This window comes from Streptomyces bugieae (genome assembly GCF_036352915.1).
GTDB lineage: Bacteria > Actinomycetota > Actinomycetes > Streptomycetales > Streptomycetaceae > Streptomyces > Streptomyces endophytica.
In genome coordinates this window covers 49,065-67,574 of record NZ_JAZBJP010000014.1, presented here as the reverse complement: position 1 = coordinate 67,574, position 18,510 = coordinate 49,065, and the positions used below count along the sequence as shown (strand labels likewise).

General features: G+C 70.4%; 19 protein-coding genes. 6 read left to right on the top strand and 13 right to left on the bottom strand.

Translation table 11 applies throughout. The annotated features are described in order from the left end of the window. Positions 1–96: 96 nt before the first annotated feature. The 5 genes from V2J85_RS21955 to V2J85_RS21935 form a co-directional block, all read right to left on the bottom strand. Positions 97–1,020, bottom strand: a complete 924-nt coding sequence (locus V2J85_RS21955) for an LLM class F420-dependent oxidoreductase (RefSeq protein ID WP_261955189.1) — start codon at positions 1,018–1,020, stop codon at positions 97–99. 745 nt (positions 1,021–1,765) lie between these two features. After that, positions 1,766–2,221, bottom strand: a complete 456-nt coding sequence (locus V2J85_RS21950) for a DUF6099 family protein (protein WP_261955190.1) — start codon at positions 2,219–2,221, stop codon at positions 1,766–1,768. Between the two features lie 303 nt (positions 2,222–2,524). Next, positions 2,525–2,884, bottom strand: coding sequence for a nucleotide pyrophosphohydrolase (locus V2J85_RS21945; protein WP_261955191.1), 360 nt, complete (start codon positions 2,882–2,884; stop codon positions 2,525–2,527). Then, positions 2,881–4,323, bottom strand: coding sequence for an AAA family ATPase (locus V2J85_RS21940; protein ID WP_261955192.1), 1,443 nt, complete (start codon positions 4,321–4,323; stop codon positions 2,881–2,883). Before V2J85_RS21940 ends, V2J85_RS21945 begins: the two co-directional genes overlap by 4 nt. 55 nt (positions 4,324–4,378) lie before the next feature. After that, positions 4,379–4,768 carry a cell division protein SepF gene (locus V2J85_RS21935; protein ID WP_261955193.1) on the bottom strand — a complete coding sequence of 130 codons (390 nt, stop codon included), beginning with the start codon at positions 4,766–4,768 and terminating at the stop codon, positions 4,379–4,381. 221 nt (positions 4,769–4,989) lie between these two features. On the opposite strand from V2J85_RS21935, the gene corA reads away from it, so the two are divergent. Further along, complete coding sequence (corA, locus tag V2J85_RS21930) at positions 4,990–6,147, top strand: magnesium/cobalt transporter CorA (RefSeq protein WP_261955194.1); 1,158 nt, start codon at positions 4,990–4,992, stop codon at positions 6,145–6,147. A gap of 91 nt (positions 6,148–6,238) precedes the next feature. Further along, positions 6,239–6,973 carry an SMI1/KNR4 family protein gene (locus V2J85_RS21925; protein ID WP_261955195.1) on the top strand — a complete coding sequence of 245 codons (735 nt, stop codon included), beginning with the start codon at positions 6,239–6,241 and terminating at the stop codon, positions 6,971–6,973. A 167-nt stretch (positions 6,974–7,140) separates the two neighbouring features. On the opposite strand, the gene V2J85_RS21920 is transcribed toward V2J85_RS21925, so the two are convergent. From V2J85_RS21920 to V2J85_RS21900, 5 genes are all read right to left on the bottom strand, one after another. After that, entirely contained in the window at positions 7,141–8,004 is an 864-nt protein-coding gene (locus V2J85_RS21920) for an ABC transporter permease (RefSeq protein ID WP_261955196.1), read from the bottom strand. After that, complete coding sequence (locus V2J85_RS21915; protein WP_261955197.1) at positions 7,964–9,013, bottom strand: ATP-binding cassette domain-containing protein; 1,050 nt, start codon at positions 9,011–9,013, stop codon at positions 7,964–7,966. The genes V2J85_RS21920 and V2J85_RS21915 overlap by 41 nt, the downstream gene beginning before the upstream one ends. Continuing rightward, positions 9,013–9,465 carry a MarR family winged helix-turn-helix transcriptional regulator gene (locus V2J85_RS21910; protein ID WP_261955198.1) on the bottom strand — a complete coding sequence of 151 codons (453 nt, stop codon included), beginning with the start codon at positions 9,463–9,465 and terminating at the stop codon, positions 9,013–9,015. Before V2J85_RS21910 ends, V2J85_RS21915 begins: the two co-directional genes overlap by 1 nt. A gap of 122 nt (positions 9,466–9,587) precedes the next feature. Next, entirely contained in the window at positions 9,588–11,192 is a 1,605-nt protein-coding gene (locus V2J85_RS21905) for a PTS ascorbate transporter subunit IIC (RefSeq protein ID WP_330822511.1), read from the bottom strand. 238 nt (positions 11,193–11,430) lie between these two features. Beyond that, positions 11,431–12,237 carry a PTS sugar transporter subunit IIAB gene (locus tag V2J85_RS21900; RefSeq protein WP_261955200.1) on the bottom strand — a complete coding sequence of 269 codons (807 nt, stop codon included), beginning with the start codon at positions 12,235–12,237 and terminating at the stop codon, positions 11,431–11,433. A 678-nt stretch (positions 12,238–12,915) separates the two neighbouring features. On the opposite strand from V2J85_RS21900, the gene V2J85_RS21895 reads away from it, so the two are divergent. Further along, the gene (locus V2J85_RS21895) at positions 12,916–13,776 is read left to right on the top strand and encodes a hypothetical protein (protein ID WP_261955201.1); all 861 of its coding nucleotides are present in this window, start codon (positions 12,916–12,918) and stop codon (positions 13,774–13,776) included. A 112-nt stretch (positions 13,777–13,888) separates the two neighbouring features. Further along, the gene (locus V2J85_RS21890; protein ID WP_410011250.1) at positions 13,889–14,419 is read left to right on the top strand and encodes a hypothetical protein; all 531 of its coding nucleotides are present in this window, start codon (positions 13,889–13,891) and stop codon (positions 14,417–14,419) included. A gap of 281 nt (positions 14,420–14,700) precedes the next feature. Here V2J85_RS21890 and V2J85_RS21885 read toward each other — a convergent pair whose 3' ends face one another. Continuing rightward, entirely contained in the window at positions 14,701–15,126 is a 426-nt protein-coding gene (locus V2J85_RS21885) for a MarR family winged helix-turn-helix transcriptional regulator (RefSeq protein ID WP_261957388.1), read from the bottom strand. 254 nt (positions 15,127–15,380) lie between these two features. Here V2J85_RS21885 and V2J85_RS21880 point away from each other — a divergent pair, with 254 nt between their 5' ends. Then, entirely contained in the window at positions 15,381–15,767 is a 387-nt protein-coding gene (locus V2J85_RS21880; RefSeq protein ID WP_330822510.1) for a cupin domain-containing protein, read from the top strand. A 377-nt stretch (positions 15,768–16,144) separates the two neighbouring features. Here the strand turns inward: V2J85_RS21880 and speB are convergent, their stop codons facing one another. Both speB and V2J85_RS21870 read right to left on the bottom strand, forming a co-directional pair. Next, entirely contained in the window at positions 16,145–17,206 is a 1,062-nt protein-coding gene (speB, locus tag V2J85_RS21875) for an agmatinase (protein ID WP_261955204.1), read from the bottom strand. A gap of 91 nt (positions 17,207–17,297) precedes the next feature. Then, positions 17,298–17,501, bottom strand: a complete 204-nt coding sequence (locus tag V2J85_RS21870) for a hypothetical protein (RefSeq protein ID WP_330822509.1) — start codon at positions 17,499–17,501, stop codon at positions 17,298–17,300. 9 nt (positions 17,502–17,510) lie between these two features. Between V2J85_RS21870 and V2J85_RS21865 the strand changes: the two genes are divergently transcribed. After that, on the top strand, positions 17,511–18,251 hold the full coding sequence (locus V2J85_RS21865; RefSeq protein ID WP_261955206.1) for a TetR/AcrR family transcriptional regulator: 741 nt from the start codon (positions 17,511–17,513) through the stop codon (positions 18,249–18,251). The last annotated feature ends 259 nt before the right edge of the window (positions 18,252–18,510 follow it).

Below are 18,510 nucleotides of genomic sequence, written 5' to 3'. Positions count from 1 at the left end.
CACCAGTTTTTCCGGCAGCCCCGCTCCCTCGCACAACCCCAGCCCGGGCTGAAGCAACGCAGTCGGTTCGACTCGGCGCCAACCCTCCTGCCCGACTCAGCCCAGCTGCGACTGCACCTGGTCCGAGATCAGCTGCAGGTGGTCCAGGTCATCGAGGTCCAGGATCTGCAGGTAGACACGGGAGGTGCCGATGGCGGCATAGCGCCCGATCTTGTCGACGACCTCCGCGGGGGAGCCCGCGAGGCCGTTGGCCTTCAGTTCGTCCACATCCCGCCCGATGGCCGCGGCCCGCCGCGCCACCTCCGCATCGTCCTTGCCGACGCAGGCCACCAGGGCGTTGGAGTACACCAGCTCATCGCCCTTCCTCCCGGCGGCTTCGGCGGCCGCCCGCACCCGTCCGAACTGGCGCTCACTGTCTTCGAGCGAGGCGAAGGGAATGTTGAACTCATCGGCGTACTGCGCGGCCAGCCGCGGCGTACGGGTCGCACCGTGCCCACCGATCAGCACCGGCACCTTGGCCTGCGCGGGCTTGGGCAGCGCGGGCGACTTCTCCAGCTGGTAGTAGGTCCCGTCGTAGGTGAACTCCTTTCCTGTCTCGGTGGCCCACAGGCCCGTGATGATCGCCAGCTGCTCCTCCAGCCGCGCGAACTTCTCCTTGGGGAACGGGATGCCGTACGCCTTGTGCTCCTCCTCGAACCACCCAGCGCCGAGGCCGAGTTCCACCCGGCCGCCCGACATCTGGTCGACCTGCGCCACCTGAATGGCCAGCACACCCGGCAACCGGAAGGTGCCCGCCGTCATGAGGGTGCCGAGCCGGATCCGCTTCGTCTCACGAGCCAGGCCCGCCAGGGTGATCCAGGCGTCCGTCGGACCGGGCAGCCCGTCGACGTTGCCCATGCTCAGGTAATGATCGGAACGGAAGAACGCGTCGAAGCCGAGGTCCTCCGTGGCCTTGGCGACCTTCAGGAGCGTGTCGTAGGAAGCCCCCTGCTGGGGCTCGGTGAAGATTCGTAGGTCCATACCTCCATCCTGCACTTCCTGCGGCGGACCAACCGCGGCAGTGCGTCGTTGCATGGCCTTGCTTCAGGTCGGATCGGACCCGCCCGGTCCCGGCCAGACCCTGCTCATTCATCGCTGGAGCACGGTCCACTTGGCGAGCTTGGCGGCCTTGCCCAGGCCGTGGCAGCGCCAGTCGAACCGCAGCGCCGGCTGCCCGACCGCGGCGGGACGGTCGATCGACACACCTCGGGCAAACCTCGGCTACCGCAAGGGCCGGTGATGATCGGCGGATTCAGGCCCGTCGGGGGCGGCCCTGCCCATGAGCGGGCTTCAAGGGGCACGAAAGCGACGGGCGACGGGCGACGGGCGACGGACTATGAACGGCGGGCCAGTCCTGTGCCGGTGGACGACTGGCGGCTGGCGACGGGCGGCCGGCGGAGTCTGGTGAGGGCGGGCGAGGGCGAGAGGTCAGGGGCAGGGGTGCTGGGCACAGCCAGGCGCGCTGGGCAGTGGCGAGTGCGCTGGGCGGTGGCAGGTGCGCCGGCAGCGGTGGCTGAGCCGGTCGGTAGCTGTGCCGGCCGGCGGCAGGCCGGTCTCGGGCCAGCAGGTCGGGTGATCAGCGGCAGGCGAAGTAGCCGGCGCGCAGGGTGCGCAGGACATCCCCTTGGCAGGAGTGGCGGCGCTGCCTGTGACTGCTGCCGCTGTCGTCAGGGCTACTGCCGTCCTCAGAGCTACTGCCGTCCTCGGGCTTCTCCTGCGGTTGTTCTCAGGCAGGGTTCCGGTCACGCACCTCCAGTTTCTCCAGTATTCCGGTCACGCGGTCTCTCGATTCGTCGAGCGTGTCCATCGCCTCCACGCAGGTCCAGTACGTTCCTTCCTCCTCTGCGAGCAGCACCACTCCGACCAGTGCTTCGCATACCTCGCGCAGCAGTCGGCACAGCCCCGTCAAGGCGGCCCTGACATCCCGGACTTCGGAGAGCTGTCCCGCCCGCAGTCCGCCTCCGGTCGGCGTCGAGCACGGCAGTCCCCCGCTGAACCGCCCGCTCGCATCGCCCAGCCCTTGGGCCCGGGACCGCACCTCGTACGGCCCGAATATCGCGAGATGGCTGCCTATCGCTTCCGCCAAGGCCTGCGCCTGCCACGCCTCGACGATCACGTCCTGCACCGTGGTCGACTCCGCCAGGCCGCGCCGGCTGGCCGCGATGATCCGCACCGCGTCCATCCTCTCCCCTCCTTCCTTCTTCCTTCGCATGCACCCCGCACTCTTTTCACTACCCAGAGTGAGGGTCAACAGCCAAAAAAGCCAGGGGAATTCGCAAATCTGTGGACAACCAAGACGCTGTGGATAGATCCATAACTCCGGAGAGTGACGAGAGTCCGATATGTGCGCGCCCCGACCCCCTCGCGCCACAGCGCCCCCACCCGTCACACGATCGACTCGGGGCACCAGAAAAACCGACAATGACCGGAAAATTCGGCATCAGGGCGGCGACCCCGCTCCCGGATCCGCCGCCCCTCCCGCCTGCTACTCCTCGCCCTCCCGCGGCCGGTCCGGCGGGGCCTGCCGGACCGCCGGGAAGCGCGTTTCATTGCGTTCGATCTTCGCGGCCAGCGCCGCCAAGGCATCGATCCCCAGCGCCTCGCAGAACTGCAGCAGATACGCCAGCACATCCGCGACCTCGTCCTCGACCCGGCCGGCCACCCGCGGATCGGACATCACCTTCGCCGATTCCTCCGGGGTCAACCACTGGAAGATCTCGACGAGTTCCGCGGCCTCGACGCTCAGCGCCGCGGCCAGGTTCTTGGGGGTGTGGTACTGCTGCCAGTCCCGCGCGGCCGCGAATTCGGCCAGTCGTCGCTGCAGCGCATGAAGATCCTCGCTCATGCTCCTAGGTGTAGCACCTGTACGCCGGGCAGTCCGTCGGCGACCGAGGGGTCCCGTACCGTGCCCAGGAGCCGGACGTGCCCGCGTTCCGCCATGCGCACGGCCAGCGAGACCAGCTCGCGCGCCTGCCTGCGGTCCATGCAGCGGTCCATTCCGTCGGCCATGACGGTCATCTGCTGTTGTGCCGAGGGGATCTCCCCGGCCGGATCCATGGCCAGTACGCCCGGCCCGGTCAGCAGCACCAGCGCCAGGGCGACAAACCGCAGCTCACCGTCGCCGAGCTGCTCGATCGGCATCTCACCGAGGCTGCCCCGGTCGACCACGGCCTGCAGCCGCCGTTCCTCCGCCGCTGCCTCCTGCACCGCCCGCTGAGCACCGGAAGCGCTGCGTCCGCCGCCGGCCGGTGCCGACGGCGCCGCCGGCGAAGGAACGGCGGCCGCCCCCTCCCCCGTCCGATCCGGCTTTCTCGGGACGGCACGCAGTCCGTCGACCGGGCCGGCGCACGCCTCCCGTACTGCCGCGACCAGCACCGCGTGCCGCCGTGTGCACTCCTTGCTCGTCCGCTCCAATACGGCGGGCAGGTTGTCGCAGGAGGTCCGCAGCCGCCCCTCGTCGTGCGCTTCCTCGGCGTCGCGGCCCCAGCGCCCGGCCTCGCCGCCGTCCCCGCTCCCCTTGCGGGTCCGCGTGCCCCAGCTTCCGGCGGTCGTCGTGGTCGCCGCCCCTTTTCCCGCGGCCTTCCCCGTGCCTGCCTTCTTGGCCCGGGCCCGCGTTCCGCCCGCACCTACGGCGCCGGCCGCGGTGACCCCCCTCGCGCCCCGCATGACCTCCGGCCGGGGATCGCAGACGAATGCCGAGCGCAGCGCGACCACGACCTGCTCGGCGGCGGCCAGGACGAGCCGCTGGCCCTCCGTCTTACCGGCGACGCGCAACGGCAGCAGTGACGTGCCGAGACGGTCGTCGGGCAGCGGGGCGCGGGTGACCGGGACCGCACCCGCGGTGTGCCAGGCCGCCTGGACCGCGGGACGCGCCGGGTCGGTGAGGGCGGTGGTCAGCAGGGTTTCGCCGCCGCCGGTCAACCGCTCGCCGACGATGCGGAGTTCGGGCTCGGCCTGTACGGCGAGATCGAGGTCGACGGGGCCGGCCGGCCCGTCGACCGTGCAGCCGATGCGGAAGCCCCGTCTCCCCTGTTCGTCGGGGCGCGACCCCGCCGGCACGCACGCCGATGCGCTGCCCGCGACGTCCCGTACTGCCCGGGCCAGGGACTCCCCGCTTCCCAGGCGGGCGAGGATCTCGTACGCCTGCAGCGCACTGGATTTGCCGCTTCCGCTCTCGCCGCTCAACAGGGTCAGCGGGCCGAGCGGCAGGTTGATGCCGCGATGGGTCTTGAAGGCGGACAGCCGTAACTCGGTGACGGCCGGTCGCACACTGCCGGTATCCATAGGGGGACGCTATGCAGTGGCGCGACCGGAGAACCGTTCCGCCCGACCGCCCTTCCTACGAACGGGGGATGGCCCCCGTCACCGCCTCTGCGACCTCGGTGCCGACCGGCGCCAGAAGGAAGACGTTGGTGTCCACGCGGTGCATACCGCTGCCGAGTCCGAAGACGACACCACTGGAGAAGTCCAGGATGCGTTTGGCGACATCGGTGTCGGCGCTGCTGAGGTCCAGCAGGACCGGGATCTGCGCCATCAGGTACTCGGCGACCTCACGGGCGTCCGCGAAGGTCTGGACGCGAATGACCATGAACCGCCGCTGCTCCGCGGCCGGTTCGTCCTCGGGGAGGGCGCGGTGGTCGGGCCAGGAGGGCCATTCACTGCTGCCACGGAGCGGGACGACCTCGGCGAGCCCTTCCCACTGTTCGTCGGTGGCATCGGGGCCGTTCACCGAATCACCTCACCCGGAGGAGCAATGACTGTCTGCGGTATCTGCATCGCGCAATTCTAGGGATAAACATACAAAGCTCGCCGGACGCGACACACGCCGCGCCACGTCCCGTTCCATCCTGCACCATGGCCCCTGACCTGTGTTGACATCTGCGGCAGATATCCTGCGTCGAGATTCTGTGTGCCCGTTCATCCCCTCTTGTGACGGAGGTCGGTTCTGTCGTGAGCTCTGAACCTCCCGGCCGTCGGCCGCGTGGCCTGCGTGGCCTGCGCAAAACCGCGAAGAAGCGGACCGCCGGGCCCCCGCCCGCCGAAGACGCAGACGGTTCCAACCCGCAGAAGCCACCCGCCGAGAATGCCAGCAGCGTCATCACCGCCGCCCTGTATCGCGACGGACATCGCGTCAGCACCCACGACACACTTGCCGACGCGTTCCGGCAGCAGCGCGCCACTACGGACACCCTGGCCTGGATCGGGCTGCACCGCCCCACCCCCTCCGAACTGGTCACACTGGCTTCGGAGTTCGACCTCCATCCGCTTGCCGTGGAAGACGCCCTGGAGGCTCACCAGCGGCCCAAACTGGAACGCTACGGCGGCACCCTGTTCGTCGTGCTGCGCGCCGCGCGCTATCTGGACGACGCCGAAGAGGTCGACTTCGGCGAGCTGCACCTCTTCGTCGGGCGGGACTTCGTCATCACCGTGCGGCATGGGGGCGCACCGGACCTCACGGCCGTGCGCCGCCGCATGGAGGACGCCCCGGAGCTGCTCAAGCGCGGCCCGGAGGCGGTGCTCTACGCGATCCTGGACGCGGTCGTCGACGGCTACGAGCCGGTCGTCGCCGGGGTGCAGACCGACATCGACGAAATCGAGACCGAGGTGTTCGGCGGCGATCCGCGGGTCTCCCGCCGCATTTACGAACTCTCCCGGGAGGTCGTGGAGTTCCAGCGCGCGACCCGTCCGCTGAACGGCATCCTGGAGAGCCTGACCGCGGGCTTCGAGAAGTACGCGATCGACGAGGAGCTACGGCGCTATCTGCGTGACGTGGCGGACCACGTGCTGCACACGACGGAGCGGGTGGACGGCTTCCGGCAGGCGCTCCAGGACATCCTCACCGTCAACGCCACCTTGGTGAACCAGCAGCAGAACGCCGAGATGCGGGCCCTGGCCGAGGCCGGTTTCGAACAGAACGAGGAGGTCAAGAAGATCTCGTCGTGGGCGGCGATCCTGTTCGCGCCGACGCTGGTCGGGACGATCTACGGCATGAACTTCCAGAACATGCCGGAGCTGCACTGGTCGTTCGGTTATCCCTTCGCCATCGGGCTGATGGTGGTGGTGTGCGTGAGTCTGTACTTCATTTTCAAGCGGCGGGACTGGCTCTGAGACGTGCCGCGGGCCCGGCCCACCGTCGCGGTGCCGGCCGCGAGTCGGCTGCGCGGCGGGCGTTGTCAGTGGTGCCTCGTACCTTGGGAACATGACTGAGCAGACATGGACGGGGGTCCGCGAGCGGGTGCTGCGGCTGCGCTCGGCACCGGGTGCGGCGCAGGTATTCGGGTACCACGGCCATGGATTCGCCCTGGCCGACCCGCTCACGGCGGACGAACTGGCGGACGTTGAGCGCTGGTTGGGAGTGCCTCTGCCCGATGCGTACCGGGAGTTCCTGCGAGAGGTGGGCGCGGGCGGGGCGGGCCCGGCCTACGGCGTCTTTTCCCTACGCAGGGCGGCGGACGGCGGTTGGGAGTGGGTGGGCGACGGGGGCAATCTGACGACCCCCGCCCGTTTGACCGAGCCGTTTCCCCTGGCCGGTCCCGATGCCGAGCTGCTCGACGCGTTGGAGGCGGAGCGGCCCGACGAGGCCGACTTCCAGAGCGCGGAGGAGTACGAAGAGGCGGAAGAGGCCTGGTGGGACCGGTGGGAGACACTGATGTGGTCCGACGACCGCACCGTCGGGGCGATATGCCTGTGCCACATCGGGTGTGCCGAGCGCCGTTGGTTGGTGGTGAGCGGGCCTGAGCAGGGCCGGATATGGGCGGACGCCCGCTGCGACGGCGTCGACATGCAGCCCCTGCGCCTGGGTTCGGGCGAGGGCACGCCGGCCACGTTCCGGAGTTGGTACCTGGAGTGGCTGGAGCAGGCCGAGCGTACGGCGGCGGACGCCGCGCGTACGGCTGAGAGGGCGGCGACGGACGGGGCTGCGATGGCCGGATGAGCGGCGGCCAGCCGGCGGGGCAGGACCGGCGGGACACGGTGCGCGCACGGATGCCGGGGCCGGCGCCGGACGTCGGCCCACATGACCGGCGGAACACGGTGTACGCCCGGGTGCCCGGAGCGGGACACGGGCCCGCATGACCGGCGGGCCTCATGGCAGCGAGGTGGTCAGCGGGCCAAGCGGCCCAGGAGGGAGGAGGCAGCGGCGATGCCGGCTACGGCGGCCGCGACGAGTACGGCGTAGTCCAGGGCGAGATGGGCGTGGGTGCCGAGGAGGAGGCCGCGCAGGGCATCGACCTGATAGCTCAACGGATTCATCTTGCTGACCGTCTGGAGCCAGCCAGGCATGATCGCCACCGGGTACAGCGCATTGGAGGCGAAGAAGAGCGGCATGGTGATGGCCTGGCCGATACCCATCAGGCGGTCGCGGGTGAGCACGATGCCGGCGATGGTCATCGACAGGCACGAGAAGAAGGCCGAGCCGAGCACCACCGCCACGACCACACCGAGGAGCCGTAGCGGGTTCCAGGTCATGGCCACACCCAGCAGTGCGGCGATGACGATCACCACGACGGCCTGGACCAGCGCTTTCACCCCGGCGGCAAACGCCTTGCCGGCGATCAGGGCGGCGCGTGGGGTCGGGGTGACCAGCAGCTTGGTGAGGATGCCGGCGTCCCGCTCCCAGATGATCATGATGCCGTAGAAGATCGCGATGAACATGGCCGACTGAGCGATGATGCCGGGCGCGAGATAGTCGATGTAGGGGGTGCCGCCGGTGGGGATCGCCTTGATGCGGGTGAAGGTCTCACCGAAGACGAGGAGCCAGAGGGCGGGCTGGACGGCGCGGGTGTACAGCTCGGTCCGGTCGTGCCGCAGCTTCTGCAGTTCGACCACGCACATCGCGAGGACCCGGGCGGGCAGCACCCGCCATCCGGTACGGGCGCGCGGCGGGGCGAGCAGCAGGTCCAGCTGCCCGGGGCCGGGACGGACGTCAGCCGACGCGGTGGGCGGTGCGGCGGGTGCTTCGGACATCGCGGAAGTCTCCTGACTGCTCGTCGAGGCCGCTGCCGGCGACGTCCCGGAAGACGTCCTCCAGCGTCGGCGCGGCATCGGACGAGCGCGACGGGGCCGCTGAGGGGGGCGGGGAGGAGGAGAGCGGTGAAGCGGAGAAGTGGGGGTGTGAGGTCGAGACCGGGTACGGGTGGGCCGATGTGCCCGTCGTGGCCGGGGCGGGGGCTGCCCGGCGGCGGGTGCGGAGGGCGGACTTGAGGTCGTCCGGTGTGCCGAGGGCGCGGATCCGGCCGTGGTGCATCAGAGCGACACGGTCGCAGTACTGGTCGGCCTCGTCCATGTAGTGGGTGGTCACGAGGACGGTCATGCCGGTGGCGTCCCGCACCGCGTTGATGTGGTCCCAGACGCTGGTACGGGCGATCGGGTCGAGGCCGATCGTCGGCTCGTCGAGCATCAGCAGACGGGGCGCGCTGACCAGTGCCTGGGCGAGTTCGAGGCGGCGGATCATGCCGCCCGAGTACGTCTTGGCGAGGCGGCCGGCCGCCTCGGTGAGACCGACCGCCGCCAGTGCCTGGTCGACGCGTGCGGCGCGTTCGCGGCGGGAGACATCGAAGACCCGGGCGAAGAGTGTGACGTTCTCCCGGCCGGTCAGGCCGGCGTCGGCGGACAGCTGCTGGGGAACGTACCCGAGCAGCCGGCGGACCGCCATCCGCTCCTTGGCCGCGTCGTGCCCGAATACCCGCACCATGCCGGCCGGGACGGGCAGGAGGGTGGTGATGCAGCGGATCGCGGTGGTCTTCCCCGCGCCGTTGGGCCCGAGCAGGCCGAAGACCTCGCCGGCACGTACGGAGAGGTCGACCCCGTCGACGGCCCGGGTCTCGCCGAAGGCGTAGCGCAGGCCGCGGCAGAGCACGGCGTCGGACGCGTTCGGGGCGGGTGCGGGGCCCGGCGCACCGGTGCGTGGTGCACCGCCGAGGGTCGCGTCGGTGGTCTCCGCGCAGATCTCCTCGGGGCTCTCGTCGGGAGTCATCAGCCCTCCGCCTCCTCGTGCAGGTTGTGGGCGAGTCTGCGCAGTGCCGGGAGGGCCGCGGCCAGGGCGGCCTGGTCGGCGTCGGACAGCTGGGCCACCTGTTGGCGGACGAGGGCGCTGCGGCGGACTTCCCAGTCATGGAGCCGTGCGCAGGCGGCCGGGGTGGGGAACAGCAGGGCCGAGCGGCGGTCGTTCGGCGCGGTCTCGCGGCGTAGGTATCCGGTCCGGCTGAGCCGGTTGACGAGGGTGGAGACGGAGTTGCCGGCGAGATAGAGCTCCTTCGCGGCGGCCGAGACGCGGATGCCGGGGCGGGCCACGACCAGACGCAGGAGTTCCACCTCGCCGCCGCGCAACGGGGGCGCGGTGAGGCCGGCCCGCAGGCGGCGCCGGATCAGCCGTTGGACACCGGCCAGGACGTCGGCGAGCGAATCGGGGAACTCCCCCATGGCCATGTCCCAATTTTAGCTCTGAGTGCGAGCTAGCGGAGGTGCCGCGTGGCCGGGCTGCGGCGTTTTACCCCCGGCCGGAGGACCCCGCCCCGGGGCTGCCCCGGGGCGGAGCGCCCCGCTGCCGTTCAGCCGGACTCCGGGGACGGGAGCGGGGACGGGGGCGGAGGCGGGGTCGGGGCGCCTGCGGGCGGGGCGATCTTTCCGTAGGTGCGGGACACCGCTGCCGCCGGGTCCGTGCCGGACGGCTCCGGGGAGGTCCGCCCGGATGACGCGTCGGGCGGCAGGGCGGCGTCACGAGCGGCGCCCGGGTCCCAGCCGGTCTCCACGACTCGCTTCTGGAAGAGGATCGCGGCCCCCAGCAGCACACCGCCGATCACCAGCATCAGCACGACGCCCCCGGTGGCGCCCGCTTTGGCCGCATTGCCGATCAAGGTGCCGAACCACCCGAAGTCGGCGTCGCCGAAGGTCGTGTTCTCCTTGCCGAACGCCCCCAGCACCTTGAGCAGCAGCGCCGGCAGGAAGGTGATCAGGAGGCCGTTGAGGAAGGCGCCCACGACCGCCCCGCGCCGCCCACCGGTGGCGTTGCCGTAGACGCCGGCCGCGCCGCCCGTGAAGAAGTGCGGTACGAGTCCCGGCAGAACCAGTGCGAGGCCGAACGCCGGGTGGAACGCCCAGGTGAGCACGCCGAGGCCGACCAGGCCGCCGACGAAGCTGGCGAGGAAGCCGATGAGCACGGCGTTCTGCGCGTACGGGAAGACGATGGGTGCGTCCAGCGCCGGCACCGCGCCGGGCACGAGCCGGCCCGCGATGCCCTGGAAGGCGGGGACCAGCTCGGCCAGGATCGTGCGCACCCCGAAGAGGATCACCGCGACCGCGATACCGAACTGCAGGCCCTGCATGACGGAGTGCATGACGTAGTTGCCGAGGTCGGCGGCCGGGCTCCCGCCGCCGGCCGCGAACGCCTTGAAGGCCGTGGCCCGGCCCGCCTTGGCCAGGTAGACCAGCGACATGATGACGTAGATCAGCACCATGGACAGCGCGGTGGCCACCATGGAGTCGCGCAGGAAGCGCAGGCCCTCGGGGAGCTTCATGTCCTCGGTGCTGCGGCTGCGCTTGCCGACGAGCTGGCCGGCAGCGCCGGAGAGGACGTAACCGGCGGTGCCGAAGTGGCCGATGGCGATGCTGTTGTTACCGGTGACCCGCTTGGTCCAGGGATGGGCGAAGGCCGGCAGCGCTACCAGGAGGATGCCGAGCAGCAGCCCTCCTACGAGGACCACGAGCACCGAGGTCTGGCCGGAGGTGGCCAGGACCATGGTCAGCAGCGTGGCCATGAAGAGGATGTGGTGGCCGGTCAGGAAGACGTAGCGCAGCGGCGTGAAGCGGGCCAGGAGGAGGGCGACGGCGAAGCCGAGGATCATCAGCCAGGCGACCCGGGCGCCGAACTTCGCCTGGGCGATGCCGACGATCGCCTCGTTGGTGGGGATCACGCCGTGCGCGCCGGTCGCGCCCTGGATCATGCCGCCCAGTGGAGCGAGCGCGCTGACGACCAGACCGGCACCCGCGCCGATCAGCAGGAAGCCCAGCGTGGCCTTGATGGCGCCGCCGACGATCTGCCCGGCGGACTTCTTGAGCGCGATGAGACCCGCGGCGGTGATCAGGCCGATGAGGTACGCGGGTTGGCTGAGGATCTCGTTCACGAGGAACGTGGCGAGGGATATGAGCCTGTGCATGGTCCGGTCCGTCCTCCTGAGGCTGGCTGGGGTGGAGGGGGTGAGAGGGGGTGGCGGTGGGGTGGTGGGGTGGGAGGGGGTTGGAGGGGATGAAGGTGGGGGTGGGGTCCTCAGCCGTGTGCGGGGAGAGCGGGCGGCTCCGGGGCGGGCGGATCAGGACGGCTCAGACAAGGGCGGATCGGCGCAGCTCCACGAAGAGCGGGTCGGGTCGGCTCCGGGAAGGGCGGATCGGGGCGGCTCAGACGTCGTACGTATCGCGGAGTACCCGGTCGACCTCGGGGCCGCTGGTGAAGTCCTCGACGACCCTGACCGGTACGCCGACATCGCCCAGCGTCCTGGCGATTTCCCGGGAGGTGAGGATCGCCACGGCCTCCGACGCCTTGCCCCGGGCCGAAATGGTGTCGGTTGCCTCGACCGTCACATGCCGGGTCCATCCCCAGCGGTCGAGCACCTGCTCCAGGGTGTTCTTGAGGAAGAGACTGGTGCCGACGCCATTGCCGCATACGGTGAGGATCTTGTGGACGGACGGGCCGCGGGAAGGCTGTTCGCCTCGCTTCTCCGGTACCGCTCCCTTACCCGGTGTCTCCGGGAGGGCGGCTGATTCCGCCAGCACCGTATGCAGCGCCTCTGGATCGGCCGCGTCCTGGAGGGCTTGTGCCGTTGCCGGGTCGGCCAGGAGCTTCGCGAGGGCGGCCAGCGCTGCCGTGTGCGCGTCGGCGTCCTGAGCGGCGAGGCCCACGACCAACGTCACCGGATCGTTCGTCTCATGCCCGAACTCCACCGGCCGGGACAGCCGGACCCAGGAAAGTCCGGTTCTGAGGACGGCGGGTGAGGGGCGGGCGTGGGCGAAGGCGAAGCCGGGGGCGAGGACGATGTAGGGACCGTTCTCCTCGACGTTACGGATCATCTCGGCGGTGTACGCGTCGGTCGTGGCCCCCGTCTCCACCAGCAATCCGCCGACCGTCCGGATCGCTTCCTGCCAGTCCGCCGCCTGAACGTCCAGGCGCACAGCGGCAAGGGGGAGAAGATCACTCAGCGCTGCCATGGCAGCGGACTCTACCTACGCACCGGTGGCTGCGCACGGGTGCGGAAGCAGAAATTCCGGCGTGCGACGAAGTTATCCACAGCCTGGACGAGCAACCTTGACAGCCAACTCGGGCCGGAGAAGCCTTAGTTCTGGATCCAGTTCTTTTCGGCAGTTGGTGGAAGTACGGGTGATCCGGGGGTCCAGGAGACTCGAGGGATTTACGGGGCCTGAGGGACTTGCAGGAGTTGCAGGAGTTGCAGGACTTGAGGGAAGGAAGGCGAAAGCAGGGGGTTCTGGGGTTCTGGGTCTCTTGGGGCGCTGGGCCTCTGGGGCGATGGGGGCAGACGAGGGGATTCCAGAGTTCCTGAGTCCGAGGGTTGCGGGGTCTGAGGGTTCTGACGGCTCTCCGGAGTTCCATCAGACACCGAGCAATGCGGCAATACGGCACTTCAGCAATACAGCAGGATGCAAGCGGAATTGGGGGCCCGGTACCGGGAAACCGGGGGAATCAGGGGGATCAGGGGGATCATGAACAGATACATGTGGGTGCGGCGTACGCCGTCTCTGCGGGGCGGGTCGGGGGCACGGGCGCGGATGCGCCGCGGGGTCGCGCTCGGGGCGGCGGTGCTCGCTCTCTCGCTCCCGCTGTCGGCCTGTTCGTCGGGCGAAGGAAGCGAGGCCGGTGGATCGAGTGGGGTGAGCGGGTCCAGTGGTGCGTCGACGGCCGATGCGGCGTCGTCGCCCAACTCCTCCCCCACTCCGAGCGTCGACCCGGACTCCTACCGTCACGCCCTCACCAACGCCCTGGGCCCCCTCAACGGCGCCCTTCGCGCGGTCGACCGGGCGCAAGAAGGAGGATCGCTGAACCGGGCGCTGGACTCGGCGGCCAGCAAGGCCGAGGCGGCCGCGGACGCCCTGGAGACCGCCCGGACACCGGAGAACGCCAAGGCGGGCAACACCCAATTCGCCACCTCGCTGCGGGCCTTGGGACAGGACCTCAGAAGCGCACACGGGAGTGGCGGTCGGTGTGCCGACTCGCCGCGCGTGACGCTCAGTACGGCGGAGAGCCCGAAGAGCGTGAAAGAGGCGGGCCACGCGCTCACGAGCCTGGGGTACGACGCCACGCTGCGGCTGCCACGTACGGAAAAGGCGCAACACCGGCGGCTGGCCAATGGCGCGCTCATACGTGACAGCAGCCGGGGCGGGCTGGGCCGGCTGACGGTGAGGAACGGTACGAGCAGCGATGCCGTGGTGACGTTGACCCGAGGTACGCGGACGGCCTTCTCCGTCTACATACGTAAGGGATCCGACACCACCATACGCAGCGTCAACAGCGGTTCGTACACGGTGTACTTCACCACTGGAGAGGACTGGAACAGCCGGAAGAGTTCCTTCACCCGGGAGTGCAGCTTCGAGAAGTTCGACGACAAGGCGAATTTCCGGACCGTCCAGGTTTCCGGTGGGACGCAGTACACGGTGCTGACGTTCACCTTGAACAAGGTGATTGGCGGCAATGCGACCACGAGCGAGGTTGCGCCGGGCGAGTTCCCGTCGTAAGTAAGGGTTCGTTGGGCGGCGGGCAAGAGCGGAAGGTGGGTGTCGGGCGGCCGTTGGACTGCGGCGGTGGCTGGGTATTGTGCGCCGGGTGGGCGACAGCAGCTTGTGGACTATGGCAATCGCGGCGGTAACCGGCGGCACGGCGGTGTTGGCCAGTTGGGTCACCAGCCGGGGCAGCGCGCAGGCGGCGCGCATCCAGGCGGAGATCGCCGCTCGCTCGCAACGCGCCGAGCGACTGCGTGAGAGCCGGCGCACCGCGTACCTGGAGCTGATCGAACAGACCCACCGCATGGGCGAGTTGTACTGGGAGATCTCGGCGACACTGCGGCTGCCCGGCTCGGACGACCGCACGGCGACGCTGACTGAGCTGCATGACAGGGAGGTGGCCGAGTACGCCAAGATCCGTCGCTGCACGCGTGTCGTCGAGCTGGAGGGCCCGCCGTCGGCCGCAGCCGCGGCGCTGTCGCTCCAGAAGGCGACGGGCCCGTTCTACGCGGCCGTCAAGCAGGAGCTGGCCGGTGAGGGCGACGGCCGTGAGGCGTTCGACGTCGCCTACCGCCCGTTCTGGGCGGCCCTGGAGACGTTCGTGGACGCGGCCCGTGACGCGCACCAGAGGGCGGAGGCTTCGGGAGCAGATGCTTAGGGGCGGAAGCGGAAGCGGACGACGGACACGGACGCGGACGTCCGGGGCCATGGAGCACGCGGTCTGCCCCATAGGCTTGCCGCCCCCGCCCCGTAGGGCTCCCCACCCGCCCCCAGTAGGGCTCGCCGCCCCGCCGTCGTGAGGCTCGCCGACCTGCCTCGGGGCTCGTCACCCCACTCCGTAGAGTCCGCCGTCACCCTGCCCCGTAGGCCCGTGACCCCACCTCCGGGGACTGCCCGCACCCCATGGGCGCGGCGCGGCATGTGCCGTGACCTTTGTGGTCACCAGACCGGGCGGAGGGGTGGGAGGGGGGCGTTGGGGTGCAAGGCGCGGATGAGGTGGGCCAGTTCGGTGCGTAGCGGGGCGAGGTCTTGTTGGTCGGTGCCGCGGGCGGCTTCGGCTTCTACGTCGTGCAGGATGCGGCCGGCCACTGCCAGGTGCTGGTGTGCCGCGTCGGTGAGGACGACCAGTTTGCGGCGGCCGCCGGCCGGGTGAGGTTGCCGGCGTACGTAGCCGCGCTTTTCCAGGTCGTCGACGATCTGGCCGGCGGCCTGTTTGGTGACGCCCAGCCGTTCGGCGAGTTCACTGCTGGTGGCGCCGTGGCCGCGCAGCACCTGGAAGGCCATGCCGTGGACGGGGCGGAGGTCCGGATAGCCGGCCTCGGCCACGCGGCCGGTGAATTCTCCGAGCAGGAGCTGGAAGGCCATGCCGAGGAGGAAGGTCAGCTCGACGTTGGGCAGTTGGTCGTTGGGGGGCGGTGTGGGCTCGGTACCGGGGACGTTGTTGCCGGACGTCTCCGTACCGGAGTTGGCGTTGGTGGGTTCCTGGTTGCGGGGCACGGGGGCATGGTGACACAGGTGAGTCAAGCTGCTTTACTTGCCCCTCGAGAGAGTGAGTAAAGTGGCTTTACTTGCCGCTCGTTGCTCTGAGGTGTCGTGGGTTTTGAGGGGATGTTATGGACGTGAACTTGTTTGCGCGTGTGGTTACACCGTCGACCGAGGACGTCATCGCCACGCCCGCCGCCGTCATGACCGGGCTTGCCGCGCCGAGTCGGGGCAGTGCCGAACTGAGCACCTGGCAGGTGCGGATGGAGCCCGGGAGCGCCGGACCCGAGCATGTGATCGACCGGGAACAGGTGTGGATGCTGACCGCCGGATCGATCGAGGTGACGACCGGCGGGCGCACCGAGACGGTGACTGCGGGGCAGACCGTGGTGGTTCCCGCCGGCGTGGTGCGGCAGTTCCGTACGGGCGGGGAGCCGGCGGAGGCTCTGGTGGCCATGTCCGCCTCGGGGCGGGCTTCCGTGCCGGGAGGTAGGGAGAGCCGGCCGTTGCCGTGGGCGGAGTGATCCGGGTGGCGGGAGACGGCGGGAGACACCCACACCGGAACGCGCCTGGGCACTCCCGGACACGCCCCGGCGCGGGCCCGCCCCGCCCTGGCGCGCCCAGGCCCCGGGCGAGCCTGAACCCGCCCACGCGGCCCATGCGTTGGCGCGGGAAACGCCTTGGCAACCTGCGCACACCTGGGCAGCGCGCCTGCGCGCACTGGGCGCCCCGGACCCCGTAACCAACGTCCGCTCGCGACAGGCCTACGTGCGGATGCCGGGATGCACGGATGCTGGGATGCGCGGATACGCGGATACGCGGATACGCGGATATGCGGATATGCGGATATGCGGATATGCGGATATGCGGACGTGCGGACGTGATGGGCGACTTCGCGGTGTCATGTGCGGGCGGTGCTGGGCGGTGCCGGGCGGTCGTACGTAGGGCGGGTGCCGCGGCCGTCGAGGAGGGGGCGGGCGGGGTTCCAGGTGTCGCCGCGGCGGCGGGCCGCCAGGCCGGAGAGGGCCTCCAGGACGATGCGGTTGCCGAGGTAGGCCGTGATGTCGGCATGGTCGTAGGGCGGGGAGACCTCGACCACGTCCATGCCGGCCAGCGGGAGTTCGAGGGCCAGGCGGCGTACCGCGTCCAGGAGTTGGCGGGAGGTGAGGCCGCCCGGCTCGGGGGTTCCGGTGCCGGGGGCCATGCCGGGGTCGACGACATCGACGTCGACGGAGAGGAAGACCGCGTCGCAATCGTCCAGGGCGAGAGCCATCGCCTCCTCCAGGCAGGCGTCGAGGCCGCGGGCGGTGATCTCGCTCATCTCGTACGAGCGCATGTGCTGGTCGGCCATCCAGTCGAGCGTTTCCGGGCCGGGCCAGTAGCCGCGCAGGCCGATCTGGAGGAAGCGGTCGCCGCGGGCCGCGCCGGATTCGATGAGGCGGCGCATGGGCTGGCCGTGGCCGTGCAGATGCCCGAACTCGGTGTCGCCGGTGTCGGCGTGGGCGTCGAAGTGGATGATCGACACCCGGCCGAAGCCATGGGTGCGGGCGACGCCGGTCACGTCGGGGAGCGCGATGGTGTGATCGCCGCCGAGGACGACGGGTATCGCGCCGCTCGCCGCGATGGTGGCCACCGCGTCCTCGATGGCCTGGATGCTGCCCTCGATGTCGCCGGCGAACATTTCGACGTCCCCGGCGTCGACGACGCGGAGATCGGCGAGTGCGTCCACCCGCATGGCCAGAGAGGGCCGGGAGCCGTCGTGGGCGTTGTAATCGGTGGCGCGCATGGCCTGGGGGCCGAAGCGGGTGCCGGGGCGGTGGCTGACTCCGCCGTCGAACGGTGCGCCGACGATCACCACGTCGGCGCCGCGATAGGTCTCCGGCTCGTCGAGGGTGCAGCGTTCCACCCCCAGGAAGGTGATGTCGGGGCCGAACATCGATCCGTAGCGGGGCATGGCGTCCATCCATTCCTTGGAGGCGGGAACCGGCGGTCGGGACGGGTTGGCACGGGCGTACTGACGTTAAAGTCAGCCGATGGCGGGCCTGACGTTAACGTCAGGGGGTGGGGGTGGGCAATACCCGGTGTGGAAGGATCGGGCCATGGGTTCCGCGGACCGTCGCGCAGAGGTGGGTCGTCAGACAGCCGACGTCGATCGACGGACAGTCGAGGTGGATCGTCAGACAGCCGACGTCGATCGTCAGACAGCCGAGGTGGATCGACAGACAGCCGAGGCGGATCAGCACGCGCAGCTGGATCAACGCCCGCAGGTGGATCAGCCCCCGCAGGTGGACCGGCGGGCGCGGGTGTTGGATGCCGCCGTCGAGTTGATCGCCCGGGACGGTTTCGACGGGGTGCGGATCGCGGATGTGGCGCGGCAGGCGGGGGTCTCGACGGCGCTGGTGCACTACCACTTCGCCCATCGGGCCCAGCTGCTCACCGAGGCGCTGACGCATTCGCTGAGCCGGGCCGAGCAGCGGCTTGCCCGTAGCGCCGGCGAGGTGGAGCGGTCCGGTGCGGACCGGCGGCTGGCGGATCTGATCGACTTCGCGCTGCCGGTCACCGGCGACGATGTGCGGGAGGCGCGGCTGTGGGCGGAGCTGGAGTCGCGGGCGGCCGGCTCGCCGGAGCTCGCCGAGGCGCTGGCGCGGCTCAACCGGCGTACGGAGCAGCCGATCGCCGACGCGGTGGCCGCGGGGCTGGACGAAGGGATCTTCCACGACTGCGTGCCGGCCGAGGTGGCCACCGCGGCGCAGGCGCTGCTGGCGGGGCTGTCGGTACGGCTCACCGCCCATGACCCGGGGCTGGACCTGGCCGGCGTACGGGAACTGGCGGGGCGTCAGCTCGGTCGGCTGGTGGGGTACGCGGGGGTGCTGCCGTTCCGGCCGTTGCCGGAGGTGCTGAGCACGGGGCCCGGCACCGCGGCGGAGCGGGGGGAGCCGGATGGCGCCGGGCGGGCCGCGGTGACCCGGCGCCGGCGCGCCGCCCGGAGGCCGCCCGCCGGGCACTGAGTCACCAGGCATTGAGGTGACGGGCACTGACTCGGCGGGCACTGAGTCGCCAAGCACTCACCCGCCGGGCACTGACTCACCAAGCACCCACCCGCCGCGCACTGACTCACCAAGCACCCACCCGCCGCGCACTGACTCACCAAGCACCCACCCGCCGCGCACTGACTCACCAAGCACCCACCCGCCGCGCACTGACTCACCAAGCACCCACCCGTCGCGCACTGACTCACCAAGCACCCACCCGTCGCGCACTGACTCA